Source organism: Corynebacterium sp. HMSC28B08, from assembly GCF_001806865.1.
GTDB lineage: Bacteria > Actinomycetota > Actinomycetes > Mycobacteriales > Mycobacteriaceae > Corynebacterium > Corynebacterium auriscanis.
In genome coordinates this window covers 113,666-138,833 of record NZ_KV786173.1, presented here as the reverse complement: position 1 = coordinate 138,833, position 25,168 = coordinate 113,666, and the positions used below count along the sequence as shown (strand labels likewise).

The window sequence follows — 25,168 nt, the reverse complement described above, 5'->3', positions numbered from 1 at the left end:
TTGAAGCAGTCTCCTGCCTCGTGGCTCAGAATCGTTTACTGCAGGCGATTGAGCAGGTAAAACCTAGAATCTTAGTGTGTGCCGCGGTGCGAAGTAGGGGACGAAGTGACGTGTGATTGAGGAAGGCAAACTCGCGTGGAACAGCGAAAAGTACACGGTTTGACTCGCCGTATCGGTTTGGCTGGATTGCTCGGTGGCGCTGGCCTGTTGCTCACGGGCTGCAACGTTGCACCCCCGGACAACGGATTTTTCCGTGCCCTGCGTATGGGCTGGCCAACTGGTGTAACTCCAGAAGCCAAGGAAATGGGCAACTTCTGGGTGTGGGTCTGGGTGACCGCATGGATCGTCGGCATCATCATGTGGGTGCTGATGTTCTACGTGCTGGGTCGTTACAACGATAAGGCCCGCAGTAAGCGCGGTGATAATGAAGAATTCCCACGCCAGACCGCCTACAACGTTCCTCTGGAACTTGTGCTGACCACGCTGCCTGTCCTTATCGTCATGGGCCTGTTCTTCTTCAATGTGCAGACCCAGGATGTGGCGACCGCACTGAACAAGAACCCGAAGGTGACCGTGGACGTCACCGCCTACCAGTGGAACTGGAAGTTCGGTTACGCCGAGGTTGACGGTGAGCTGACCAAGGACGGCCAGAAGTACATCGGTAAGGACGACGAAGCCCAGAAGCGTGCGGAGTTCTCCCGCTACGAGGGTGCGGAGCCTAACGGTGACGAGCACTACCCAACCGGCCCCATCCACGGCAAGTCCAAGGATGACTACAGCTACCTGAACTTCAACAAGATCGAGACCGTGGGTACTACCGATGAGGTTCCAGTTCTGGTTCTCCCATCTCGTACCCCAATCGAGTTCCGTTTGGCTTCGGCTGACGTTTCTCACGCATTCTGGGTTCCGGAGTTCCTGTTCAAGCGCGATGCTTACAACCACCCAGAGCAGAACCAGTCTGAGCGTCGTTTCCAGATTAAGGAAATCAGCGAGGATGGCGCATACGTAGGCCGCTGTGCCGAGATGTGTGGTACCTACCACGCAATGATGAACTTTGAGGTTCGCGTTGTGTCCCCTGAGAAGTTCAGTCAGTACCTCGAGTACCGCAAGAGCAACCCGAAGGCACCGAACTCTGAGGCTCTGAAGTCCATCGGTGAAGAGGGCTACTCCGTCTCCACCCACCCATTTGTCTCTGACCGCACCGGTACCCGTAGCGTGACGGACAACAACTACGTCGACCGCAACCAGGGCTAAGCCTCACAGCTCAAGGTAGAAAGAGAGACTTAAAATGACTTCAGGCGCAAAGCTCTTCTACGGCATTGCAATGTTTTTCGCCGCAATGGATGTGTTCTACATCCTCGCCACGATCTACTTGAAGGACTCGGCTAGCTTGATCGGTCTGGAGTGGGCGGGTGCCACCGGGTTGACGATGGCTTTCCTGCTGGCACTGATGCTGGCGGCCTACCTGCACCTCACCGATAACAAGACCGATATCGGCCCTGCGGACTGGGAAGAGGCAGAGATCGAGGATGGTGCTGGCGTACTGGGCTTCTTCTCCGCTAGCTCGATCTGGCCATTCGCTATGACCGTTGCTATCGTCCTGATGGCTTACGGCATTGCCTTCTGGCACTTCTGGTTAATTGCCTTCGGTGCGGTTGTACTGATCTGGGCCGGCACCATGTTGAACCTGCAGTACGGTCTACCTCCAGAGAAGCACTAGTCCGTAAGGAATAGCTTCCTAGACTCTGTCACTGAGGGGGCTTGAGCGGGGACCTACTTGCTAGGCCCTGCACATTAACCCCAAAGGCAGCGGAGCCACACTTCTTTTTCACGCGGGGAGTGTGGCTCCGTTTTGTGTTCTCCGCGTTGTTTCCGCGTTGTCCCCCGTGCATTCGAAAACGCCCCGTCAATTGACGGGGCGTTAGCCGTTCAGCTTGCCAGTACCAAAGGCCCTGGTCCGGTACAGACTCGAGCTGTTAATTTATCGAGCGACCAAGTACCGCTTCCAAGGTGTTACGAGCCGCACCGGATTCAAGCGCGCGCCGTGCAACCTCGATCTGCTCGCGCATAACTTCGCGAACTGCGTCATTCACGGTGTAACCGTTATCTGGGGTGATTCGATCTGTCCACCCGCGCACCGCGGTTAGTGCACCAGCGGCGTTGATCAAGACAGCATCCTTGATCGCGCCTTCTAATTTGCCGTTCATGAGGTCGACGGCTACCTGCGCGTTGTAGGCTGCGTCACCTCCGGTTAAAGCTCCTTCTTCGTGGTAGCTCAAGCCCAGGGCGGCAGGGTTGATGGTGGCCTCGCTCGTCAGACCTGTTTCGTCTACGGTCACTACTTCGGTGGGGGCGCACACGGAGATTTCGTCCATGCCGTCCATACCGCGTACCACGAGTACTCGGGCCCCTTGGTGAGCAAAAGCGCCGCCCATGATGGGCATCATGTCACGGAATGCGCACCCGATAAGGCCGTACCTAGGGCTGGCGGGGTTGGTCATAGGGCCTAAAAGGTTGAACATGGTTGGCACCGCTAGCTCGCTACGCACGGGCGCGGCGAACCGCATCGCCGGGTGGTAGGTCTTGGAGTACATAAACGCGAAGTTTGTCTTCGCGGCGTCTTCACGGATACCTTCGGGATCGCGCTCGATATCCATCCCCAGTGCCTCCAGCATGTCCGCACCGCCACACTTGGAACTAGCTGCGCGATTGCCGTGCTTGACTACTGGAACACCGCTAGCGGCAATGACGATGGCCGCCATCGTCGAAATGTTGACAGTGTGGTGGCCATCACCGCCGGTGCCCACGATGTCTACGCGGTCGGGCTGATCACTAAAGTCAACTTTGGCCGCAAAACTGCGCATCGTTTCGGCGGCCGCGGCTAGTTCAGCTGCGCTTAGTCCCTTGACCCTTAGGCCGAAACTAAAGGCCGCGATGACTGCAGGGCCTGCGTTGCCATCCATGATCTCCCGCATTGCCCAGGACACTTGGGATTCACTGAGTTCCTCCCGCCGTCCCAGCCGATCGAGCACGCCTGGCCATGTGAAATAGGAATCGGGGAGTTGTTCCTTATTGAGGGCTTTCGTGATGGGGTCTGTTGAGTGGGAAGATGCGCTCACAGAAGCCACCATCCTTTCTTTCTGCTCGATGGGTTCGTGTGTTGGCTGTCGCAAGCGGCAGCACGCAACGTAGCGCATCTCTCAGCTTAGGTCACCGGTTTTGTTACGACGCCCCAAGTCCCCAGTTATCTTGTTACCCAGCGGGGGAAAGGGCCCAGCAGATAGACGGCGCGAGTGGGGGCGTGGGGCGTCGGAATGGAGTGAGCCATACCGTGGAAACGGGGGTACCGTTGGCCACAAGTACCCCCGGAACGGAACAATTGGGCAAAAGTGCTTGACAAGTTCGGCGCGTGACCTCCCCTTTTAGGGTTCGTCGTATGAAGCGGGGCAAAAGTTCCCAATAGCCCTAAACGGGGGAGACTCACAGGTTAGTCCAATGTTTTACCTGCGTTTTTCCAGAATCTAGTTTGAATCGGTGGGTTGTGAATCGACTATCCGTTTCAAACAGTCCATACTGTTAGGCGTGACGAGCGCAGTTGAAAACCCAGGTATGGCAGCACCACAGCGTGTTGCGACACTGAACCGGCCAAATATGGTCAGTGTCGGCACGATTGTGTTCCTGTCTCAAGAATTGATGTTTTTTGCTGGCCTGTTCGCGATGTACTTCGTGTCCAAGGCCAACTCCGGAGGCGAATGGCCTTCTCACCCGACTGAACTGAATGTGCCTTTTGCGGCCACGATCACCATCATCCTGGTGTCGTCTTCGTTCACGGCACAGTGGGGTGTCTTCGCAGCAGAGCGCGGTGACGTGTTCGCGTTGCGCCGGTGGTACGCACTTTCGGCCCTTCTCGGAACGATCTTCCTGATCGGTCAGGGCTACGAGTACTTCCACCTCGTGCAACACGGTACGACAATTCCGGGCTCGGTTTACGGTTCGGTGTTCTTTATCACCACCGGCTTCCACGGTGCACACGTTTTGGCCGGTGTGCTTGCATTCGTGGTCGTGCTGTTGAGGACGTTCAAATCCAAGTTCACTCCCGCCCAGGCTACGGCGGCCGTAGTGGTTTCTTACTACTGGCACTTCGTGGATGTGGTCTGGATCGGACTTTGGATCACCATTTACTTCATTCAGTAGGCCGTAACGGCCGGCTACGGTATCCGACCGGCCTACAGCCATCAAATTTCCATTGACGAACACTTAAGGGAACAAGATGGATAACAAATCCACTAACGCAGGCGCCGCAACCGGTGCTCGCGGATCGAAGACAGCAGCGCAGATGCGCCGGCGTCGCAAGATCCGTAAGAGCTTCGCGGGCGCGCTGGCGCTGGTCTTGGCGTTGACCGGCGCGGGCTTCATCGCTAACGCTTTGACCCCAGATCCGCAGACCGCAGTGGCTGACCAAGACCAGGTCGCCATGGTGCAAGAAGGTAAGCAGATCTACGAAACCGCATGTATCACCTGCCACGGCACGAACTTGCAGGGAGTAAAGGACCGCGGTCCTTCCCTCATCGGTGTTGGTGAAGGTGCTGTGTACTTCCAGGTTCACAGTGGTCGCATGCCAATGCTGCGTAACGAGGCACAGGCTTCTCGTAAGCCACCCCGTTACTCCGAGTCCCAGGCTCTGGCTCTGGCCGCATACGTTCACGCAAGTGGCGGTGGCCCAGAAATCGTCCGCGATAAGGATGGATCCATCGCGATGGATTCCTTGCGCGGTAAGAACAACGACGGTGGCCAGATCGATCCTGCGGACGTAGCCCGCGGTTCTGACCTGTTCCGCCTGAACTGTGCATCCTGCCACAACTTCACCGGCCGAGGTGGTGCGCTGTCCGGCGGTAAGTACGCCCCAGTTTTGGATCCTGCGAATGAGCAGGAGATCTACCAGGCTATGTTGACTGGTCCTCAAAACATGCCGAAGTTCTCTGATCGTCAGCTGACTGCTGACGAGAAGAAGGACATCATCGCCTACATCAAGTCCGCTAAGGAAACTCCTGAGCATGGTGGCTTCGGTCTCGGCGGTATCGGTCCGGTTACCGAAGGCATGCTGATGTGGTTTGTAGGCATCATCGTCATGATTGCCTTCGCGATGTGGATTGGATCCCGCCAATGAGTGAAATCAAGCGAAATTACACCCGGGAAGAACTCGACCGGATGAGCGACGATGAGCTCGCTCGTCTGGGTACCGAGCTCGATGACGTTACGGTTGCATACCGTAAGGAACGCTTCCCACTGACTAACGATCCTGCGGAGAAGCGCGCTTCCCGCCGGGTAGGTACCTTGTTCGCCCTGTCCGTTATTTTCGGCCTCGCGTTCATCGCTGTGTACCTGTTCTGGCCATGGGAGTACAAGCACCTCGGTGAGGACGGCCTGTGGTTCCACACGCTGTACACCCCACTGTTGGGCATCACCTCCGGTCTGTCGATCATCTGCCTTGGTGCCGGTGCTATTGCGTACACCAAGAACTTTGTTCCCGAGGAGATCTCGGTTCAGACCCGCCACGATGGTCCTTCCGACGAGGTAAATAGCCGTACACTGGTTGCTCTGCTGAACGATTCTTGGAAGACCTCCACCCTGGGACGTCGTCCAGTTATCCAGGGCCTCGCCGGCGCCGGTGCTGTATTGGCCGGTCTTGCCGTAGTGCTGCCAATGGGCGGCATCGTCAAAAACCCATGGAAGGCTAAAGCCATGGGTATTCAGGGTGACGGCACCCTATGGACGACCGGCTGGACCCTGACCGAGAAGGGCGAGAAAGTCTACCTCGGTCGCGACACCGGTGCTATCGCCGAGGAGCACGACGGGCACTACACCACGCAGGGCGTTTCCCGTCTGGTGCGTATCCGCCCAGAGGACCTAGATGCTGGTTCCATGGAGACCGTGTTCCCAATGACCGAAGAAATGGTCAACGATGGCAACAAGTTCGATGCAAAGCGTGACGTTTATGAAGAGCACATGCACTCCATCCACGGCCCACGCAACGCTGTCATGCTGATTCGTCTTCGCCACCGCGATGCTCTGAAGGCCATCCCTCGTGAGGGCCAAGAGGACTTCCACTACGGCGACTACTACGCATACTCCAAGATTTGTACGCACATTGGCTGCCCTACTTCCCTGTACGAGCAGCAGACCAACCGCATCCTCTGCCCATGCCACCAGTCTCAGTTCGACGCACTGCGTCACGGCAAGCCAGTCTTCGGCCCGGCTGCCCGCGCACTGCCAGAGCTGCCGATCTCCGTGGATGAAGAGGGTTACATGATCGCCAAGGGTAACTTCATCGAGCCCGTTGGCCCGGCATTCTGGGAGCGTCGTTCATGAGTAAGACCAAAACCAGCCGCGCAGGGATGGCGGCTAAGAACATCGACGAGCGTTACCACCCCGCAGGTATGCTCCGCCCACAGATCAACAAGGTCTTCCCGACCCACTGGTCATTCATGCTGGGTGAGATCGCGCTGTACGCGTTCGTCATCCTCATCCTCTCGGGTGTTTATCTCACCCTCTTCTTCGACCCCTCCATGTCGAAGGTCATCTACGACGGCGCTTACGCACCTCTCAATGGTGTGGAGATGTCCGCCGCTTACCAGACCGCCCTCAACCTTTCCTTTGAGGTCCGCGGCGGTCTATTTATCCGCCAGGTCCACCACTGGGCAGCTTTGCTGTTCGCGGTAGCGATCATGGTGCACATGTTCCGTATCTTCTTCACCGGTGCGTTCCGCAAGCCACGCGAAGCGAACTGGGTTATCGGCTGTGTCCTGTTGCTGCTCTCCGTAGCTGAGGGCTTCATGGGTTACTCTTTGCCAGACGACCTGCTGTCCGGTGTTGGTCTGCGAATTATGTCCGCCATCATCGTGTCGCTGCCAATTGTTGGTACGTGGTTGCACTGGATCATGTTCGCTGGCGACTTCCCAGGCGAGATCATCATCCCTCGTCTGTATATCGCTCACGTACTGATCATTCCGGGTATTCTGCTGGCTCTGATCGCTGCCCACCTGGCTTTGGTGTGGTACCAGAAGCACACCCAGTTCCCTGGACCAGGACGCACCGAAAACAACGTTGTCGGCGTTCGTATTCTCCCAGTCTTCGGACTCAAGGCTGCTTCCTTCGGAATCATCACCGCTGGTGTTATTGCCTTTATGGCTGGTGCCTTCCAGATCAATGCGATCTGGAACCTGGGGCCATACAACCCATCTCAGGTGTCCGCTGGTTCCCAGCCAGATATCTACATGCTCTGGACGGACGGCGCGGCTCGTGTCATGCCAGCGTGGGAGCTGTACCTCGGTAACTACACCATCCCAGCCGTCTTCTGGGTTGCTCTGTTGCTGGGCATCTTGGTTGCGTTGCTGTTCACCTACCCATGGATTGAACAGAAGCTGACCGGCGATACCGCTCACCACAACTTGCTGCAGCGTCCCCGTGACGTTCCAGTCCGCACCGGTCTGGGCGTAATGGCAATTGTCTTCTACGTCATCTTGACCATCTCGGGCGGTAACGACCTGGTTGCATACCACTTCGATATCTCCCTGAACGCTATGACTTGGCTGGGTCGTATCGGCTTGGTTCTCGCACCGCCGATCGCTTACTTCGTCACCTACCGTCTGTGCATTGCTCTGCAGCGCTCTGACCGTGACGTTCTGGAGCACGGTATCGAGACCGGCACTATTCGCCAGCTGCCTTCCGGTGGGTTCATTGAGGTTCACCAGCCGCTGGGCCCGGTCGACGAGCACGGTCACCCAATTCCACTGGAGTACCAGGGCGCATACGTTCCTCACCAGATGAATGAACTGGGCGCAGCTGGCCTCCCAGGTCGCGGCTCGTGGTTCAGTCCAGATTCTCAGGACATCGCGGATCGGGCTGCCGAGGTCGAGCACCGCAATCACGTCGAGCAAAAGGAAATGTTCGAGCGTCTGCAGGATGCCAATCGCCGTTCGATCGAGAACGACGAGCACTAGTCAAACTTGGGGAGGACCGAGCTCGCCAGAGCTGTTCTTCTCCCGGCTGCCTCACCGGACTCGCTCAGCGGGGACTTGGTGACCTGGCCAGCACGCAACACAGCGTGCACTGCGCTTCATAGAAAAGGGGCGGGGTGAAGATTCGTTCTTCGCCCCGCCCCTTTTTCGCTGGAAACCTTTGTTACGCCCTGGTTAGGTTGTCATTCACCCCCGGCTATGTACGCTCTTCCCCATATGTGTAGATGCGCTTCGCGGTCTGTTGCTGATGCCGAGGTGTAGGTGCTGCCTTTACGTTTTAACAGTGGCTATTTGTTCACTTTCTTCAGCTTCACACTGCCACGCGTCACCGCGATCCGGTGTGCCTATTCACCTCTTGGCGCCGGCATCTTTGGCGCGTGCTCCGTTTTCCCCGTTGCGATATCGGAAAGCCCTCGCAAGACGTCGAAGGTTGCCCAGACGTCAACCTCGGCGCGATGGCGGGGACGGTGAGGCGTCGAGAAATAGGCGGCAACGTTGTCTAGCCGGTACCGACCCACGGCTTGGCGCGGAATGAGGGCGCGGGAAAGCTCTGCGGTACACAGGAGGGGAGGGGTGTACGGGGACCACCAGGCCGCGGGCAAAGCGGTGTCAGCATCTACGGCTAGATGGTGGCGGATCAACTCGTGTTGTAAGAAGCTGTAATCGAAAGCCACGTTGTGGCCCACGAGAATCGGGGGACGGGATGCGGACGTTCGGGCATTGCTCTTTTCGCTTTCCCTGGTGCGGGGTTGTTCGCTCCTTTTAGTACCGGGCTGCTCTCCGGTCGGGGTTGCAGTCCGCTCGGTCAATGATTGTGCCCCTACGTCGTCAACTGGCGCCATTGCAGCTACCTCTGTGTGCGCACCCCCACGGGGCGCCAGCGTTTCCATGATTTCTGTTGCCACGTCGCTGAAGGTAGGGCAGTCGGCCACGTGGGCGTTGGTAATACCGGTCAAGTCCGTAATAAATTCGGATATGTGGACCTCAGGATTGAGCAACCAGCGCCGCGTGCTAATCGGTTGACCACCTTCCACAACGAGTACAGCTACCTCAATGATGCGGTGGTCCTTGGGTTCCAAGCCAGTGGTCTCCACATCGACGATCACACAGGAATCAAGCGCTTGGACCATGCGTGGGATATAGGCCTGGGAGTTCATTCTTCTAAGTGTAGAGGCTTGCGCGCGAGGGTCATTTTGCGCCTGCAGTCCGCAATGTGACGTAAATCACATTGGATAAGCGCAGGCTTAGAGGGGCTACTGTGAGGGCTGGGCTCTGTCGCTATAGGTTCGACCAAATGTGCATGTCAATCGGTTTATAACGGTTCGGTAACTTACTGAGTATCCCTCATGTTCTCTCGGTCACGTTTCGATAACAATCGCTGTGGGGCAACGAATGACTGACAAATTTGCGTGTTCGTTGGACACGAACCGCAATCATTTCGTAATCTTTTCGAGACCTTAAAACCAAGCGGTCACACGGACCGCTGAACATACCGCGATGGTGACCTTCGCCATCGGATGAAAGCAACACGGCTTTCTGACAACGGATCGAAAGGCATTTACCCCAATGGGCAAGCACAACCTGAAGAAGAACACCACCGTCCGCAGCTCCGCCGTCGTGGCCGCTGTGGGTGTAGGCGCCGCTGTTCTTTCCCCGGCCGCAGCTTCTGCCGCAACGGTAACCCACAAGCCCTCCGGCGTTACTTTCAATGTTCCCGACAACGCTATGCCAACCATCAAGCCTTACATGAAGCAGGCTGGCTTGGTTGAGGCACAGCAGGCACTCGCAAAGTCTCAGGCCAAGGTTCCTTCTGCGGCTAAGGTAGCCAAGAAGGCTGCTCCAAAGAAGTCCACCAACGTCGGCCACCAGATTGCGGCCATCGCTAAGAGCAAAATCGGTTCTCCTTATTCTTGGGGCGCTGCAGGCCCGAACGCCTTCGACTGCTCCGGACTGACCAGCTGGGCTTACAAGCAGGTTGGTAAGCAGATTCCTCGCACCTCTGATGCCCAGGCGAATACCGGCCGACCAGTTTCCCTGAAGAACCTCCAACCTGGCGACATTGTGTCCTACTACTCCGGTGCATCCCATGTTGCCATCTACATTGGCAACGGCAAGGTCGTTCAGGCCCTGAACTCTGGCTCCCCAGTTCAGATCAATGATCTGCACATGATGCCCGTCTACAACGCTGTGCGCTTCTAAACTACCGCGCTAGGCAACCTGCCCGTCGCATCCCATATTGCCTGGGGTGCGGCTTTTTAATTTTTGACGCCCCTCGCTTATTAGTGGCTCGTGTTTCGACATTGTCTCAAAACGGTAACTATGGCAAGATGACAATGTTGTAACCGTAGCGGGATGGCCATCGTGAAACTCCGAAGAACTCCCGTCGCGGAACCGAAGTGTGACAAGCGACTAGGTGCCACTATGCAACGTAGAAAACTCCCAGCAGCGCCTGTGAAACCCGTGATTTCTGGGCACTCGTGTAGTGTTGTGCCGGTTTAGCTCACCACACTTCCCACTGAAGACCTCCCAAGGAATGCAAAGACAGTGAATACTTTCCTCAAACGTGGTACCCGCAATGGCGGAGTAGTTTCGGCAGCTGCGGCGGCTACTCTCGCCATTGCGGTGAGCGCCGGCATGATTACCGTTCATCAGGGTATCGCCACTGCTGACCCCTCTCGGACGGTGCAGCGCGGAACAGCTGGCCCAGAGAAAAACGATGTGGCGGATGCCAAGCGTCTCGAAGATGCGCAGCTTCGCGCGCTGCTCAATGCCCCGATTCCACAAGACGTGGATGGGCTGTTGAGCCATCTGGGCAAGATTTCGCGTTTGGCTTCCAAGACCTCGGACGATGTTGAGCAGACCAAGCTGGACCTTGCCAAAGCTGGTCAGGAACTAGCTCGTGCAAAGAAGCAGAGCGCAAGCGCCGACAGAAAGGCCGCGGAGATTCGCAAACTCTACGATGCTAGCCGGAGCGATGTCACCCGCGTGTCTCAGGCCAAGTATCGCGGCGCCAGTGTGGACCGGATCACGGCGATGGCCGGCGCAACTGGACCACAAGCTGCGCTAGAGCGAACCACGTATATCAACGCGTTGTCTGCCGATACTCGTAGCAAGTTGGATTCGCTGGATCGCTATGCTCGCGAAGTTGCTGGGGCTCAATCAGAGGCAAACCGCGCGAAGGCCACCGGTGAGTTCCAACTGCGGACGCTGGGGGAGAAGAAGACTAAGTTGGAAGGCCGTTCTCGGCAGCTAGATGCCCTCAAGGCCAAGGTCAAGGATGCTGTCGATGGATTGAGCCCCGCTGATCGTCGTCGCTGGGTGGATCGCAACGGCCCGATTGACGTGGACGTCAACGAATTCCTCCGCACCAAGTTGCCCAGCACGGGAGACGCTTCGGTTACCAAGAACGCCAAGGGCGTTGTTGCTGCAGCTTTGGCTAAGATCGGTTCCCCTTACGGCTGGGGTTCAGCCGGTCCTACCGAATTCGATTGCTCGGGCCTGATGTACTGGGCTTACCAGCAGCAGGGCAAGACCATTCCGCGTACCTCGCAGGCACAGTTGGCCGGCGGTCAGTCGGTTTCTCCTGACGCGCTGCAGCCCGGTGACATCGTGGCTTACTACCCAGGTGCGACCCACGTGGGAATGTACATCGGCGATGGCAAGATCGTGCACGCTTCGGACTACGGCATTCCAGTTCAGGTTGTGCCGGTGGATTCCATGCCGATTGTGGGTGCTTCCCGCTACTAAGCCAGCTGGGTGCCCACAGCAGTACCGTGGTGCGCTAGCGTTGATCCCATCATGGCAATAAAACATCCGCGGATTTTGCTGGTCACCAACGACTTCCCACCCACCGTCGGTGGTATTCAGAGCTACCTGCGCGACTACGCAGCCACGCTCGACCCCGCGCGGTTGGTGGTGTTTGCATCTACACAAGACCAGGACAGGGCTGCCCAGTTCGATAGCAACGTGCCATACACGGTCGTGCGTTGGCCCCGGAAAGTGATGTTGCCAACTCCGGCAACTGTCCGCCGAATGCAGCAACTCATCCGGGAACACGATATTCACACTGTCTGGTTTGGTGCCGCGGCCCCTTTGGCGCTGATGGCCGCAGCCGCGCGTGCAGCGGGCGCCACGCGCGTCGTGGCCTCCACACATGGTCACGAGGTGGGCTGGTCCATGTTCCCGGGAACCCGCCAGGCCCTCGGGGTGATTGGGCGGGACGTAGATGTTCTAACGTATGTCTCCCGCTATGCCCGCAACCGTCTGGCCGCCGCATTCGGCCCCGCGGCAGCCTGGGAGCCCATGCCGGGTGGAGTTAACGCGGATATCTTCACGCCCCAACCGCAACAGCGTGCGGAACTACGTGCGCGTTATGGCCTCACGCACAAAAAGGTGATCGTTGCGGTATCGCGCATCGTGGCGCGTAAGGGGCAAGACACGCTGGTCCACGCCATGCCGCAGATTCTGCGCTCAGTCCCGGACGCCCACCTGCTAATCGTGGGGCCGGGCAACGCAGACCGCTTGCGCCGGAGGGTTGAACAACTGGGGATCAGCACAGCCGTAACTATTACTGGAGCGGTCGATTATTCTGAACTCGCGGGCCACTACTGTGCTGGCGATGTGTTTGCACTTCCTGTCCGCACCCAGCTGGGAGGGCTCAGTGTGGAGGGGCTCGGCATAGTTTTCCTCGAAGCCCAGGCGTGCGGGGTGCCCACCGTGGCTGGCGATGGCGGTGGGGCGCCAGAAACCGTTGTGGATGGACACACCGGGGTGGTGGTTAACGGGCGCGATCACTTTGCCGTCGCCACTTCTTTGTCTTCTTTGCTACTCGACGCCCCGCTGCGCGCGGCACTCGCCGCCAACGGAAAGGAACACGTCAACCGGGAATGGAGCTGGGAGCGCTTGGCGACCCAATGCCGGTTCGTGATGAGCGGGCATGGAAGTCAGCCGCCGAATCCCCTGCGTTAAAAACACCTTGGCTTGCGCGTCCGGAAGGGCATTGCAAGGGTCGGGAGGGAGTGTGTCCGGAAGGGCATTGCAAGAGTTGGGAGGGAGTGTGTCCGGAAGGGCATTGCAAGAGTTGGGAGGGGCGCGCCCCGAGATGAAGCGGCGTTCAGACGCGAAGGCCGCCCAAACAAACGCGCCAAGGTTATTACAGAACTACCAAGATCAGCACCTGACACAAGATGATCTTTCCGATCATTGTCAGCGGGTATACGGTGGTGTAGCCACGGTTGGCCAAGTCGGTCCGAGATTGTTCCTCTAGGTAACTCAGCACCGCCGGGTTGGTGGATACCGCAGCTGCCATGCCCATGGCTTCGTCCCATTTCATTTTGAGTACCAGCACGCCTAGGAAACCGCAGCTCACCGCCGACAACAACGTGATACCAAAGCCAAACACGATGTAGGTCAAGGACGATGGATCACCGATTGCATGACGGAAACCGGGCCCAGCTACGGTGCCTACTCCCGCGAGGAAGAGCGCCAATCCCAAACCCGTGAGCACACGGTTAGCGTGGAACGGCATCTGCCACTGAATCTTCCCCGTATGCCCCATTGCGCCCAATACCAAGCCAGCGATGATGGGACCGCCACCGAAACCCAATGACAAGTGCGTGCCGCCGGGCAGTGGTATGGGAATGGTTCCTGCCAACAAACCGAGTGAAAGGCCGATCATGTACGGCAATAGGTTCACATTGGCCAGAGATGTTTCCGAATCTCCTAAAAATTTGCGTAACTTCGGGAAATTCTGTTTGGGCGCAATTACACGCAAGCTATCGGAAAGCTCCAAAATCGTACTGCCTGTGGCTACATATTCACGGTCACCCCTGCGGATACGCGCGATGAGGAATCCATGGTGCAAAGGATTAATGTCTTTGATGGTGCGCCCCGCGAGGGCGGGGTTGGACACGATGACACGGCCATAGGTCAGGTCATTCGTCTCCAACTCCATGCGCACTCGTTGTCCAAGCGCCGCCGTAGCCTTTTCCAATTCCGGAAGCGTGCCGTTGATGACCATGCGCATACCGGGCGTGACGGGCGCCTCGGGGTGCGCCAACTGTTCGGTTGCCCCCGGAGCGGAGGCAATGAAACGGGTTACCACGATGTTGGCTTTGGTCAATTCCGGAATCTGCTGCAACGTCGCGTGTGGTAATTCGCGTGTCGCGGGGGAAGTGCTGGCAATGACGTCGGTGGTTTCCGCTGTGAGCAGCTGTGCGAGGGCTTGTTCGGTCACCTCTACAACTCGCCACTCTAGATGCGACTGGATAATTCCCTCATCCCGAGCATCTTGAATATGGTCCACATGTAGCAGCTTTGCGCCAATGGCAGCCACCATAATGGCACCGAGTACACCGCCGGGGTAGGCCAGGGAATACCCGACCACGGGGGTTGAGGCGAGTTCTGGGTGACCATTTTTTAACACCTCCACGATGGCCGCCATGCCGGGCGTGGTTGTGAGACTGCCGGCAAACGTTCCTGCGGCCGTCGTGGCGTCGAAATGAAAGAAGCGAATGATGAAACCCGCTAACCCCGTCAGTACAATCAAGACCCCCGCGACCACCACGTTGGACTTCCAACCCCGGGTAGGGAAGGTCGCAAAGAACTCGCGGCCCGCGGAAAGGCCGATGGAGTAGACGAATAGGGCCAAACCAAATTGATACAGCAGAGGAGGGAAGGTGATCTCCGGGTTGAGGGCGGAAACGCCAATGGCAACGAACAGGATGGCAGCCGCGCCAAGGGAGATTCCCGCGATCTTCACTCTTCCGACTGCGTACCCGCACGCCAAAACCAAGACGAGCGCAACCAGCGGGTAATCGGCGAGAAAACTAAGCACGATCTAAACAGTGCCATATTTAAGGTATTTCTGCCGATGGTAAGGGTTTTTAGGCGAACGAAGAATGACGATTTTCGGCATGTGCACCAGGGGGACTACCCTAGGGAGCGCTTGTAAAACCTCTTTCCCGTGGCAGACGTCATGTGCAGCACCGGGATAGGAGGCTAGGACATAATAGGACTGTATGCAGCGGCGGCGCGGACACACGGGGTGAAAACCCCAGACGAAGGCGAACGATCGCGCAACACCACATACCCGGAGCACGTCTACGGGGATGGGAAAGGGCAACACGAGCGTGGCGGAAGAGTTTCTAACGATTGGTGTGGACATCGGGGGCACTAATTTCCGAGCAGCCGTGGTCGACAAGGATGGGACCACGTTGGCCGTGGAACAACTGCCCACGCCCTCGAACGTAGAAGATCTAGAGACCGCGTTGGAAAAAGTGGTTCGCCACCTCTGCGAGAAATACTCCACCCCGCAGCGCCCCATTATCGCGGTGGGGTTGGCCATTGCAGGTTTTGTGGATGAAACCCGTACGCGCGTGCGTTTCGCTCCCCATCTGCCTTGGCGCAATACTGAATTAGTCCACCGCCTGCGCCGTCGGTTGGAATTACCAGTGATTATCGAACACGATGCAAATTCCGCCGCGTGGGGAGAGTACTTCCAAGGCGCTGCCCAGGGGGCGGGTACCTGGGTTTTGTTTGCCCTGGGTACCGGCATCGGGGCGGCCGTTATGCACGAAGGCACAATTTACCGCGGTGCCTTTGGTACCGCGCCGGAATTCGGGCACCTTACGGTCATGCCCGGTGGTAGGGCATGCCCGTGTGGCAAGATGGGCTGCCTAGAGCGGTATTGTTCCGGCTCTGCACTTCCCCTCACGGCACAAGACCTCATCGCAACTGGGCGTTGCGCGGAATCCAAGCTGGCGAAGACCTATGCCAACCACCCGGAGGAAATCACGGGTAGAGCTGTGGTGCGCCTCGCCCGAGAGGGCGACAGCTTGGCTCAACAGGTCATCGAGGACATGGCCACCTGGTTGGGCAGGGGATTGGCGCTGGTTCAAGACGTATTCGACCCCTCACTGATCGTGGTGGGTGGCGGAGTTTCCAGGGACGCAGACTTGTTCCTCACTACCGCGCAGACGGTTATGGCCCGAAGCATCGTTGGTGCCGGCCACCGGCAGGTTGCGCGTGTGGTTCCTGCTCAATTGGGCGGTGATGCCGGTATGATCGGCGTAGCATTGCTGGCTCGGCGCGAAGTGGGCACGGCGTCGGCTTAGAACCAAAACGGTAGTTGGGTGGCCCGTGGCGTAGATACAACACCGCCCCAGAAACACATAACCGCAAACGAAGTAGGAAAGAACCATGCGCAACCGGACCTATTGGTGGCTCAAACACGTATTCATTGGACCACTCCTCTGGGTTTATAACCGCCCCTACACACGTGGGCTGGATAAAATTCCGAAGGAAGGTCCGGTCATCTTGGCATCCAACCACTTGGCTGTCATGGATAGTTTTTACCTACCTTTGGTTGTGCACCGACAAATCGTGTTTTTGGCGAAAAAGGAATACTTCACCGCGCCAGGGGTCGTCGGCGCCATTCAGAGGTGGTTTTTCACCTCCACCAACCAGGTACCAATCGACCGTGGAGATAAGGACAGTCAGACGGCAGCCCTGGATACCGCCCTGGAGGTACTGGGCAAGGGCGATGTTATCGGTATGTACCCGGAGGGGACCCGCTCCCCGGACGGACGGCTGTACCGCGGGAAAACTGGATTGGCGCGCGTGGCTTTGGAAGCAAATGCGCCTGTGTATCCAGTAGTGATGGTCAACACCGAGAAGATTAATCCAATCGGTTCGTGGATCCCTCGCCCCTATCGTTGCGGGGTTTACATTGGTGATGAGATCAACCCTGATAATTTCCGGGACCGTGGGGATAGCTACGAACAGGCCCGTGCGATGACCGATGCGATCATGGACTCGCTTGCAAAAATGTCAGGTCAAGAACGCGTTGAAGGTTTTTACGCAGCGGACGTGAAGAAGTCCCTCGAAGCAGGGCGGGGATACCCCAAGGGTTCGGAACCCAGGAGGGATTAGCATTCACTAGGGCTGGCCTGTCCCCGCCTAGGGAGAGGCCAGCCCGGCCACGCCATTACTCCCAGCCCGTTGGGCCCCAGCCCCGCCGTTTGTGCGCGTTGGGGCGTCAGCGTGCGGATAGCCACGCCGGGCCGGCCACATGCTTTTACCAGCGCATATTGGTAATTGCCCGTCAAGATGGTTAACGTGGTTAATTAACTATGACGGCGTTCTTCCCAAACCCGCACCCTCGTGTATCGCCCGCAACTGTGGCCGAGACCGAGGGCATTTCGCGGTGGTGTGTTGGGGATCGTGAGGAGCCCAACCGGCAAACGCGGACGGATGCGGGGCGAGGGGCGTCGGACCAAAAAAATGCGGCCAGCAGCACAATAACAGCTAGCGAGAAGGCCCACGCGGCGGGTGGCAAGCGTGTGGCTTGGGCGGATACGGCTAAGGGGTTTTCCATTTTGGCCGTGTGCCTGATGCACGTGGTGACAATGGTTCCGGGGGGAATGGATACCTCGTGGGGGATGGTGAAGCTCATCCTAGACCCGCTGCGGATGCCGCTGTTCTTCCTGGTCTCGGGGCTTTTTGCCCACCGGGTGGTCGAGCGATCTCTGTCGGATCTGTGGTTCCGCCGACTGTGGTTCCTGCTGGTGCCGTACCTGGTGTTTACTCCCGTGATTGCGGCCAACCGGTTGTACATCGATGGCAAGCTTTTTACTTCGCCGCCACCGTCCATTACCGCTCCCAGTGTGATCCCGGGTCTGCCTGTGCGGTTAGACCTCAATGCAATTGTCGCCCACATGGATTACGCAACCCTGGCGAAGGCGATTGTGTTTGGCGATCCCGGCTTGTGGTTCCTCTACGCACTGATGCTGTACAACGTGGCTGCCTGGTCCGTGCGCAAATTACCGGCGTGGCTCGCCGTAGCCGTAAGCTTCATACCGGCGTATCTAGGTAGTGTGGCGGGATACATGAGCCACCAGGGTGTGCGCCAGGTACTCACGTACTTGCCCATCTTCTTTGTGGGATTGTTCTTCCGCCAAGTGGTTTTCCGTCTGGCAAATCACGCTTTTAGCTGTGCGGTGGTGGTTACCACGCTGAGTGTTTTTATCGTCAGCGAAGTGGCCACCTACGCACTCAACCGGACTTTGTTTGCCGAATGGAACGATACGGTTGCCGCCGTCACGGTGGGTACAGGCCTGCTGCGGATCTTCGCCGCAATTCCCTTTGGCATTGTGTTTGCTACGTGGCTTAGCCAGACGCCCCTTATCGCCCCCGCGCTTACAGCCATTGGGCGGCATACTTTGCCGATCTATGTTTCCCACCAAGCGGCCCTCGCGTACGGCATGTTCTTATTGGGAGGATTCCGTGTACAGGACGCCGAGTTTGTTCAAATCTTCGATAATCCCCAGCCTTTGATTTACTTGGGCTTTGCGATCTGCGCGGTCTCCGGGTTCATGTTCTACGGCCTGGGAAAGATTCCTGTGGTGGGATGGGTGTTGTACCCGCCCAGTTTGCGGCCTAAGCGTTAGCCTCTAGGGAAGCGACCCGGGGTGCTGGCCTACAATGAATCCCGTGAAATATTTCTACGACACCGAGTTCATCGAAGATGGCCAGACCATTGATTTGGTATCGATCGGAGTTGTCGCAGAAGATGGTCGCGAGTTTTACGCGGTCTCCACGGAGTTTGACGAGTCCAAAGCGGGGGATTGGGTGCGCCACCACGTGTTGCCACTGTTGCCTCACCGGACCGATTCCGCATGGATGGATCGGGCTACCTTGCGCGCAAAGCTGTTCGAATTTTTAGTTCCGAACTATGAACCGGGTCGCAAGATTCGTGGGCACGAAAGACCCGAGTTGTGGGCATGGGTGGGTGCATATGATCATGTCGCATTGGCCCAGTTGTGGGGCGATATGACGAAGTTGCCACGGGAGTTGCCCAGGTTCTCCCACGAACTGAAGCAGCTCTGGGAAATGGCGGGTCGCCCACGGTTGCCCGAGGCTCCCACCAATGCCCACGATGCCCTAGAGGATGCGCGTTTTAACGTTGTGAAGTACAACGCGAGCGTCATTGCCTTGCGTAAGTCGCTGAGGATGCCATAAGGCTAAAATAGAGGTTCGTCGTAGGGGTGAGGGCGTATCCCGTGTGGCGGTGCCGTGGCGGGCGAGCGGCGGTACCGTGGTGGGCGAGCGGCAGTTAACGGGAATTAGCAGGGCTTCCGAAATGCGTCCATCAACGTGTTTGGGAGCCAACGGCGCAATGTTAGTTATGGATGAGTATGCTTCATATATGGCTTGGACTATTGATGTACCCCTAGAAGAACTACCCGATCTGCCGCCGTTGCCTGATGCGATGGCAAAACAATTGGAAGATGTCCTTTCCCGTGAGGCAAAGCAGCAGCCTAGTTGGGATAAGGATCATGCATCGCGCGTGCGTAAGGTGCTGGAATCCGTACCTCCGATTGTTGTGGCCCCTGAGATTAAGCGCTTGAAGAAGCAACTAGCTGATGTTGCTTTGGGAAAGGCGTTCCTGCTGCAAGGTGGCGATTGTGCGGAGACGTTCGAGTCCAACACCGAGCCACATATCCGTGGCAATATCAAGACCTTGCTGCAGATGGCCGTAGTGTTAACCTACGGGGCATCCACCCCCGTGGTGAAGATGGCGCGTATTGCGGGACAGTACGCCAAGCCGCGTTCTGCAGACCGTGATTCTTCCGGTCTGCTGAGCTACCGTGGTGATTTGGTCAACGGCGTGGAGGCAACCGAGGAAGCCCGAGCGCACGATCCTTCACGCATGGTGCGGGCTTACGCTAACTCGTCCGCAGCGATGAACTTGGTGCGTGCGCTGACGACCAGTGGCACCGCTGATCTTTACAAGTTGCACGAGTGGAACCGCGAGTTCGTAGCGAATTCCCCAGCCGGAGCCCGCTACGAGGCGCTGGCGCAAGAAATCGATCGCGGTTTAGAATTCATGAATGCTTGTGGCGTGTCCTCCACAACGTTGCACTCCGCCGACATTTATGCCTCCCACGAATCCCTCGTGATGGATTACGAGCGTGCGATGCTGCGCTTGGCGCACAACGAGGACGGCGAGGATGCGCTGTACAACCTCTCCGCGCACCAGGTGTGGGTTGGCGAACGAACCCGCGGTTTGGAGGATGCGCATATTCAGTTCGCCAAGCTCATTAGTAATCCAGTAGGCGTGAAGATCGGTCCTACGACCACGCCGGAAGAGGCAGTAGAGTATGTCAAGACGTTGGATCCCAACAACGATCCTGGTCGTCTGACCCTGATTAGCCGAATGGGATACGACAAGGTGCGTACAGTGCTGCCACCCATCGTGGAGGCCGTGGAAGCAACGGGCCACAAGGTTATCTGGCAGTGCGACCCCATGCACGGCAACACTTACACCTCATCCAATGGTTACAAGACCCGCGACTTCGACCGGATTATCGACGAAGTTCAAGGGTTCTTCGAAGTTCACCGTGCCATCGGTTCGCACCCGGGTGGCGTGCATGTGGAGCTGACGGGTGAGGATGTGACTGAGGTTGTCGGTGGCGGCCAGTCCATCACCGATGTGGATCTGCCCACCCGTTACGCAACGACTGTCGATCCTCGGTTGAACACGCAGCAGTCTTTGGAACTGGCGTTCCTCGTGGCGGAGATGCTGCGTAACTAAACGAGCCTCATTGAGGCTTGTACCACCCCGGTGACGGTGTGCATCGCGTGAAATTTACAGCGTGCGCACCGTCACTTTTGTACCTTTGCCCGCCCGGGTATTGGGCCCGGGGTTTTGGCTTATGACAAACCCATTCTTACGGCCGTCGATTTCCACCTCGAAGCCTGCATCCTCCAAACGCTTTTTGGCCTCACTGCCCGACATACCAAATACCAGTGGCACTCGTGTGGAAGACGATACTTCTAGGTCAACGCTGTCGCCGCGGTTTAGCTTGGAACCCTTGTCTGGCGTGGAACTGATGACCTGATTGGTTTCGTATTCTTTGTTGTCCGCTTCTGTGACTGTGCCGACTTCCAATCCGGCATCCTTCAGAATGGATTTGGCGCGCTCTAGATCTAACCCACGTAGATCGGGTACCTCAACAGGCGCCGGTCCTTTGCTCAGATGAAACGTCACCCGAGAGGACACCTTGACTTCGGTACCAGGGGAGGGTTCGATGGTTGCCACCTTGCCCTTGGGCACATCCGAGCTATAAACTTCGTCGCCTATTTTCCCTGACAGGGTGCGGTCTTTGAGTTTGGCTTGGTAGCTGGCGGCGTTGTCGGTGGGGCCAGGTTGGGGGACGGTGGGTTTGCCCAGTGAAACGAGCACCGCCACCTGGCTTCCTCGCGGTGCCCGTTGGCTAAAAGGCGGCTCAGTCCCAATCACGGTCTGTCGCGCGACTGTATCCGAGTACTGCTGTTTCAATTCCGTAGTAAACCCGGCCTCTTGCACGGTGGCTTGCGCAGTGGCTTCGTCCATGCCGATGACTTGTGGAATCTCACCGTACCGGCCGCTGGTCACCCACCAGGCACCGATGGCGACTGCGGCCACGAGCAGCAGGAGGATGATTGTCCACACCACGGTCGCACCGGTGCTACGGTTGGTTAATTTCTTCCCTATCGGTTTGGCTCGCCGTCCTTGGTTGGTCGACGCCACCCCGGCCGGTTCCCGCACTGCCACCCCAGGGGGTTTTTGCTGTTCATAGGGGCTGTGCGGCGTACCTTGAGGGGGATGAGCCGATCGGTAGGGATCGGGGCGAGCACCCGTGGGTGACAGGGGGTAGGCAGCTGTTTGTGGTGAGTCCGCATTCGCAGGGTGCCCTGAATCTATATATCCGCCGGGGGCCATGCTCGGACCAGCAGCCCCTGCGGCACCGGCGCCTGCACCCGCGCCAGCACCGTATCCGGCGATGCTAAGACCTGCGGCGGCCACAGCGCCATCAGCATCAACGCCACCATAACCAGCTCCGTTAAATCCACTGGCTCCGGCTGGACGTGCTGCGCCAAAGTCTTCTACGCGCGTCTCACCGGGATCGTCATAGCCGTTGTCCGGGTGGTTGTGCGCATCGCTCCACGGTCGGGCATCACCATCGGGATGCGGGGGTACTGCCACAGTGCGTGTCGCCATATCCTCGTGGTCCCACGATAACCGTTCCCCGAAATCGGATCCCTCTAGCGCCCGCATCACGGCGGAATTCTGGGGGACAGGAACCACAAAGTCGGGCAACTGCAGCCGCTGCGCCGTCTTTTCTACGGCTTCTAAGAACTCAGTGCCATTGGCGAACCGGCGGGACGGATCGCGGTGGCTTGCCCGTGCCACCAACACGTCAAGGGAGGGTGGCACACCTTCAATAATGCGGGACGGGGAAGGAACATCCCGGTCCAAGCGCAGCATCGCCGTATCCTCCGGAGACGTACCGCGGAAGGGAAGTTCTCCCGTGAGGAGCTCGTACAGCAGGATACCGGCGGAGTACACATCGCTGCGCTCGTCTAGATCTTCACCGCGCACCTGCTCTGGCGAGAGGTATCCCGCAGTACCAATGACCTGGCCGTTCGGTGCGGCGGAGCGCGTATCTGTACGTACACCGGGGAAGGTATCGTGCCTGGTGGTGTTGATGGCCCTCACCAAACCGAAATCGGCCAGCTTCACGTTGTTACGTGTAGACCGGTCACTGATCAGTACGTTATCCGGCTTGATATCGCGGTGGATCATTCCTGTTTCATGAGCCACGGCCAGCGCGGTCAAAACCGAGCGCATGACAGAAACAGCAGCGTGTGGTGGCATGGGTCCACGTTCTGCCAGCAGCTCGCGCAAAGACCCGCCCGTCACTAGTTCCATCACGAGGAACACGTAGTCGCCATCAACACCCTGGTCGAAGACGTTCACCAAGGTAGGATGATTGAGCCGAGCGACCGCCCGGGCCTCCCTCTCGAATCGCTTGCGGAACTTGGATTCCTGCGCCAGTTGGGGATCCATGACTTTCACGGCAACCTCACGGTCCAAGCGAGTATCGACGGCGGTGTAAACAGTCGACATTCCACCGCGTGCGATCTGGGCAGCGATACGGTAGCGCCCTTCCAGCAGGTCTCCGGGGTACAGGTCCGTCACGATTTTTTAAATCCTTAATAAGGGGTAGGCATTGCCGTTAGTCCTTGTCTTAGTCCACGTCATTCTACTGTAACCGTTGCATGCGACAGCTCTGAGCCAGTGCTGGGCGACGGGCGGACACAGCGGGGCGTCGGATAGAATTAAAGATCGTGAATAGCAAGAGCACACCAAAGTACGCCTCCCACCACGAACCTGTGATCTTGGAGGAGCCGACCGATGGAGTTCCCGCTGGTGAGAAGGTAGTGAGCCTCCCCGATGCCGCCGAGATCATGGGCATTGTTGTCACCCGTGTGATGGACATGTTGCGCAACAAGCAGTTGGCGGCGGTCACGATCGATGGTATTCGGTTTATCCCCGAGCGGTTTTTTAACGACAACGGAGAGCTGAACAAGTTCGTTCCTGGTGTTCTGTCGCTGCTGAGTGACGGCGGGTACACAGTGGAAGAAACCCTGGACTTCCTGTTCACCGCCGATGATTCCCTGCCGGGGCGCCCCGTCGATGCGCTGCATGGGCACTTGGCCCGCGAGGTTATGCGGCGGGCGCAGGCGATGGCGCTGATTTAGTCCGAGCGTGTGAATCTGGACCGGCGAGTATATCCCACTCGTCGGTTTTTTCTGTGGCCAATCCCGGCCGGTAGCCCAACGCATTTTGCGTGAGCCACCACATCACAGCTGCGCCCAAAACCACCCACCACAGGACGTACAGACGGTTGTTGCCACCGCCATCGAACATCACCGCGAGCCACATGCAGAACACGGAGGTGAAGAAGATGACGTTGCGGTTCGTTAGCCACAGCCCCATCAACGCTAGGGGAGCAGCGTAGTACCACGGCAGTGTCACCGTGTTGAAAACGCATGTCACTAGGTATGCCACAGTCATTCCCTTGATGGCGGCGCGCTCGTTAGCACGGAAGAGCCACCACGACACCACCAGGCCGATGCCCATCGCCAGCGTAGACCAGGGGCGGAAGGCTGAAACGAGGGAGTTGAACGTGATGGAATCATCGATGCGGGAAACAACGGGGTCCAAGGTGGATGCAATAAACGTGGGCAGAGCCAAGGGGTTGATGACCTTGGAGTTGCCCGTTAGCTCGCTGATCCATCCAGATGTTTGGCCCGATAACACGGTCACGGCCCACACCACGCCGACGGTGAGGACGACGGAGGCGATTCCGGTCCAGATCAACGTGAAGAAGCGCGGAAGCGTCTCGCGCCACACCGGGGTGGCGATTGCGCTGGAATGGGTGACCGGCAAGCGGCCTGCGATCCTGCAAACCATAATCCACACAATGAAAGGCAACGCGATAAAAGCCGTAGCCTTTAACGAACCCCCCACGGCCACGAGCGCAACGGCAAGGAAGCCACCGGGCAGGGGGCGCAGCTCGATCGCGGCGACAAGAGCGGTAAGTACGAGCGCCATCATCAGATTCTCGTTGTGCATGCCACCGATCAGATGAATCACACTCAGCGGGTTGAAGACACCCAGCCACACGGCGACATCGGAACGAACTCCGCAGTGAGGTGCCAAGCGCCACACGGCCCATGCCATGACCAGAACACTGCCGATGGACAGTGCTTTGAACACGAGCGTCCCGGCGGTGATGTTATCGCCCGTCACCGTGGTGATGGCTTTGCCCAAGCCTAGGTGGAGGGGGCCATATGGTGTGGTTGTGTTACGCCAGTCCGCAGATACTTCAAACAGCAACGGGCCGGGGTTGGCCGCGGCGCCGTGCTGGTATGCATCAATTCCATCGCGGGCTAGGGTGCCCTGCATGAGGTAAGAATAAAGATCCCGAGACATCAATGGCCCAGCGAAAGCCAGCGGGCCAATCCAGGCGGCAATGGCCGAACGCGCGAGGGACGCCCCGTGGCGGAGAATATGACCACCCACCATAATCCAGCTGGCGGCCATCAAGAGGATCCCGATCCAAAGCAAGATGACGAAGATGCCCGAAAGATGCCCAAATGTGAGGGCATCCAATCCCAAGGCCTGCATGATTCCACCGCGAGCGCGGATCGCTCCCACAGTGTGCGAGCACAGCGTCACAATGATGGATCCGATGAGGCCGACCTTGACCGCCGTTGAGTAGGAGGCTAGACGTAGTTTCTCTGCCAATCGATTCATC

20 protein-coding genes are annotated in these 25,168 nt (G+C 58.0%); 15 read left to right on the top strand and 5 right to left on the bottom strand.

Features of this window, described 5'->3' with window-relative positions; all coding sequences use genetic code 11:
• Positions 1 to 135: 135 nt before the first annotated feature.
• Both HMPREF3098_RS08620 and HMPREF3098_RS08615 read left to right on the top strand, forming a co-directional pair.
• Positions 136 to 1,254, top strand: a complete 1,119-nt coding sequence (locus HMPREF3098_RS08620) for an aa3-type cytochrome oxidase subunit II (protein WP_070434793.1) — start codon at positions 136 to 138, stop codon at positions 1,252 to 1,254.
• A 34-nt stretch (positions 1,255 to 1,288) separates the two neighbouring features.
• A complete protein-coding gene (locus HMPREF3098_RS08615; protein ID WP_035112997.1) occupies positions 1,289 to 1,720 on the top strand; it encodes an aa3-type cytochrome oxidase subunit IV in 432 nt (143 codons plus the stop codon).
• Between the two features lie 256 nt (positions 1,721 to 1,976).
• Here the strand turns inward: HMPREF3098_RS08615 and trpD are convergent, their stop codons facing one another.
• Entirely contained in the window at positions 1,977 to 3,131 is a 1,155-nt protein-coding gene (trpD, locus tag HMPREF3098_RS08610) for an anthranilate phosphoribosyltransferase (protein WP_083284372.1), read from the bottom strand.
• A 451-nt stretch (positions 3,132 to 3,582) separates the two neighbouring features.
• On the opposite strand from trpD, the gene HMPREF3098_RS08605 reads away from it, so the two are divergent.
• From HMPREF3098_RS08605 to HMPREF3098_RS08590, 4 genes are all read left to right on the top strand, one after another.
• Positions 3,583 to 4,194 carry an aa3-type cytochrome oxidase subunit III gene (locus HMPREF3098_RS08605; RefSeq protein WP_035113509.1) on the top strand — a complete coding sequence of 204 codons (612 nt, stop codon included), beginning with the start codon at positions 3,583 to 3,585 and terminating at the stop codon, positions 4,192 to 4,194.
• A gap of 76 nt (positions 4,195 to 4,270) precedes the next feature.
• The gene (locus HMPREF3098_RS08600; RefSeq protein ID WP_035113419.1) at positions 4,271 to 5,167 is read left to right on the top strand and encodes a cytochrome bc1 complex diheme cytochrome c subunit; all 897 of its coding nucleotides are present in this window, start codon (positions 4,271 to 4,273) and stop codon (positions 5,165 to 5,167) included.
• The gene (locus HMPREF3098_RS08595) at positions 5,164 to 6,369 is read left to right on the top strand and encodes a cytochrome bc1 complex Rieske iron-sulfur subunit (protein ID WP_070434792.1); all 1,206 of its coding nucleotides are present in this window, start codon (positions 5,164 to 5,166) and stop codon (positions 6,367 to 6,369) included. The genes HMPREF3098_RS08600 and HMPREF3098_RS08595 overlap by 4 nt, the downstream gene beginning before the upstream one ends.
• Entirely contained in the window at positions 6,366 to 8,000 is a 1,635-nt protein-coding gene (locus HMPREF3098_RS08590) for a cytochrome bc1 complex cytochrome b subunit (protein ID WP_070434791.1), read from the top strand. The genes HMPREF3098_RS08595 and HMPREF3098_RS08590 overlap by 4 nt, the downstream gene beginning before the upstream one ends.
• A gap of 362 nt (positions 8,001 to 8,362) precedes the next feature.
• Here the strand turns inward: HMPREF3098_RS08590 and HMPREF3098_RS08585 are convergent, their stop codons facing one another.
• Positions 8,363 to 9,175, bottom strand: coding sequence for a 3'-5' exonuclease (locus tag HMPREF3098_RS08585; protein WP_141739720.1), 813 nt, complete (start codon positions 9,173 to 9,175; stop codon positions 8,363 to 8,365).
• 409 nt (positions 9,176 to 9,584) lie between these two features.
• Between HMPREF3098_RS08585 and HMPREF3098_RS08580 the strand changes: the two genes are divergently transcribed.
• From HMPREF3098_RS08580 to HMPREF3098_RS08570, 3 genes are all read left to right on the top strand, one after another.
• Positions 9,585 to 10,217, top strand: a complete 633-nt coding sequence (locus HMPREF3098_RS08580; protein WP_070434789.1) for a C40 family peptidase — start codon at positions 9,585 to 9,587, stop codon at positions 10,215 to 10,217.
• Between the two features lie 345 nt (positions 10,218 to 10,562).
• Positions 10,563 to 11,765, top strand: a complete 1,203-nt coding sequence (locus HMPREF3098_RS08575) for a C40 family peptidase (protein WP_070434788.1) — start codon at positions 10,563 to 10,565, stop codon at positions 11,763 to 11,765.
• A gap of 51 nt (positions 11,766 to 11,816) precedes the next feature.
• On the top strand, positions 11,817 to 12,986 hold the full coding sequence (locus HMPREF3098_RS08570; RefSeq protein WP_070434787.1) for a glycosyltransferase family 4 protein: 1,170 nt from the start codon (positions 11,817 to 11,819) through the stop codon (positions 12,984 to 12,986).
• Positions 12,987 to 13,170: 184 nt separating this feature from the next.
• Here the strand turns inward: HMPREF3098_RS08570 and HMPREF3098_RS08565 are convergent, their stop codons facing one another.
• Entirely contained in the window at positions 13,171 to 14,853 is a 1,683-nt protein-coding gene (locus HMPREF3098_RS08565; protein WP_070434786.1) for an aspartate:alanine exchanger family transporter, read from the bottom strand.
• Positions 14,854 to 15,127: 274 nt separating this feature from the next.
• Between HMPREF3098_RS08565 and HMPREF3098_RS08560 the strand changes: the two genes are divergently transcribed.
• The 5 genes from HMPREF3098_RS08560 (at position 15,128) to HMPREF3098_RS08540 (ending at position 20,613) form a co-directional block, all read left to right on the top strand.
• Entirely contained in the window at positions 15,128 to 16,132 is a 1,005-nt protein-coding gene (locus HMPREF3098_RS08560; protein WP_070434785.1) for an ROK family protein, read from the top strand.
• Between the two features lie 85 nt (positions 16,133 to 16,217).
• Positions 16,218 to 16,949, top strand: coding sequence for a lysophospholipid acyltransferase family protein (locus tag HMPREF3098_RS08555; protein WP_070434784.1), 732 nt, complete (start codon positions 16,218 to 16,220; stop codon positions 16,947 to 16,949).
• A 200-nt stretch (positions 16,950 to 17,149) separates the two neighbouring features.
• On the top strand, positions 17,150 to 18,466 hold the full coding sequence (locus HMPREF3098_RS08550) for an acyltransferase family protein (RefSeq protein ID WP_083284370.1): 1,317 nt from the start codon (positions 17,150 to 17,152) through the stop codon (positions 18,464 to 18,466).
• Between the two features lie 43 nt (positions 18,467 to 18,509).
• On the top strand, positions 18,510 to 19,037 hold the full coding sequence (locus tag HMPREF3098_RS08545) for a polyadenylate-specific 3'-exoribonuclease AS (RefSeq protein ID WP_070434815.1): 528 nt from the start codon (positions 18,510 to 18,512) through the stop codon (positions 19,035 to 19,037).
• A 187-nt stretch (positions 19,038 to 19,224) separates the two neighbouring features.
• On the top strand, positions 19,225 to 20,613 hold the full coding sequence (locus HMPREF3098_RS08540) for a class II 3-deoxy-7-phosphoheptulonate synthase (RefSeq protein ID WP_035113413.1): 1,389 nt from the start codon (positions 19,225 to 19,227) through the stop codon (positions 20,611 to 20,613).
• Between the two features lie 54 nt (positions 20,614 to 20,667).
• Here HMPREF3098_RS08540 and HMPREF3098_RS08535 read toward each other — a convergent pair whose 3' ends face one another.
• Positions 20,668 to 23,043, bottom strand: coding sequence for a Stk1 family PASTA domain-containing Ser/Thr kinase (locus HMPREF3098_RS08535; RefSeq protein ID WP_070434783.1), 2,376 nt, complete (start codon positions 23,041 to 23,043; stop codon positions 20,668 to 20,670).
• Positions 23,044 to 23,237: 194 nt separating this feature from the next.
• Between HMPREF3098_RS08535 and HMPREF3098_RS08530 the strand changes: the two genes are divergently transcribed.
• Positions 23,238 to 23,606, top strand: coding sequence for an Rv2175c family DNA-binding protein (locus HMPREF3098_RS08530; protein ID WP_035113504.1), 369 nt, complete (start codon positions 23,238 to 23,240; stop codon positions 23,604 to 23,606).
• Here the strand turns inward: HMPREF3098_RS08530 and HMPREF3098_RS08525 are convergent.
• The gene (locus HMPREF3098_RS08525) at positions 23,572 to 25,167 is read right to left on the bottom strand and encodes an alpha-(1->6)-mannopyranosyltransferase A (RefSeq protein ID WP_035113411.1); all 1,596 of its coding nucleotides are present in this window, start codon (positions 25,165 to 25,167) and stop codon (positions 23,572 to 23,574) included. The genes HMPREF3098_RS08530 and HMPREF3098_RS08525 overlap by 35 nt on opposite strands.
• Position 25,168 lies beyond the last annotated feature (1 nt).

Bases quoted from the DNA above. Each gene is read 5' to 3' on its own strand.
- HMPREF3098_RS08615 (WP_035112997.1), top strand. From the start codon at position 1,289: ATGACTTCAGGCGCAAAGCTCTTCTACGGCATTGCAATGTTTTTCGCC.
- trpD (WP_083284372.1), bottom strand. From the start codon at position 3,131: ATGGTGGCTTCTGTGAGCGCATCTTCCCACTCAACAGACCCCATCACG.
- HMPREF3098_RS08600 (WP_035113419.1), top strand. From the start codon at position 4,271: ATGGATAACAAATCCACTAACGCAGGCGCCGCAACCGGTGCTCGCGGA.
- HMPREF3098_RS08595 (WP_070434792.1), top strand. From the start codon at position 5,164: ATGAGTGAAATCAAGCGAAATTACACCCGGGAAGAACTCGACCGGATG.
- HMPREF3098_RS08590 (WP_070434791.1), top strand. From the start codon at position 6,366: ATGAGTAAGACCAAAACCAGCCGCGCAGGGATGGCGGCTAAGAACATC.
- HMPREF3098_RS08585 (WP_141739720.1), bottom strand. From the start codon at position 9,175: ATGAACTCCCAGGCCTATATCCCACGCATGGTCCAAGCGCTTGATTCC.
- HMPREF3098_RS08580 (WP_070434789.1), top strand. From the start codon at position 9,585: ATGGGCAAGCACAACCTGAAGAAGAACACCACCGTCCGCAGCTCCGCC.
- HMPREF3098_RS08570 (WP_070434787.1), top strand. From the start codon at position 11,817: ATGGCAATAAAACATCCGCGGATTTTGCTGGTCACCAACGACTTCCCA.
- HMPREF3098_RS08560 (WP_070434785.1), top strand. From the start codon at position 15,128: ATGGGAAAGGGCAACACGAGCGTGGCGGAAGAGTTTCTAACGATTGGT.
- HMPREF3098_RS08555 (WP_070434784.1), top strand. From the start codon at position 16,218: ATGCGCAACCGGACCTATTGGTGGCTCAAACACGTATTCATTGGACCA.
- HMPREF3098_RS08550 (WP_083284370.1), top strand. From the start codon at position 17,150: ATGACGGCGTTCTTCCCAAACCCGCACCCTCGTGTATCGCCCGCAACT.
- HMPREF3098_RS08540 (WP_035113413.1), top strand. From the start codon at position 19,225: ATGGCTTGGACTATTGATGTACCCCTAGAAGAACTACCCGATCTGCCG.
- HMPREF3098_RS08525 (WP_035113411.1), bottom strand. From the start codon at position 25,167: ATGAATCGATTGGCAGAGAAACTACGTCTAGCCTCCTACTCAACGGCG.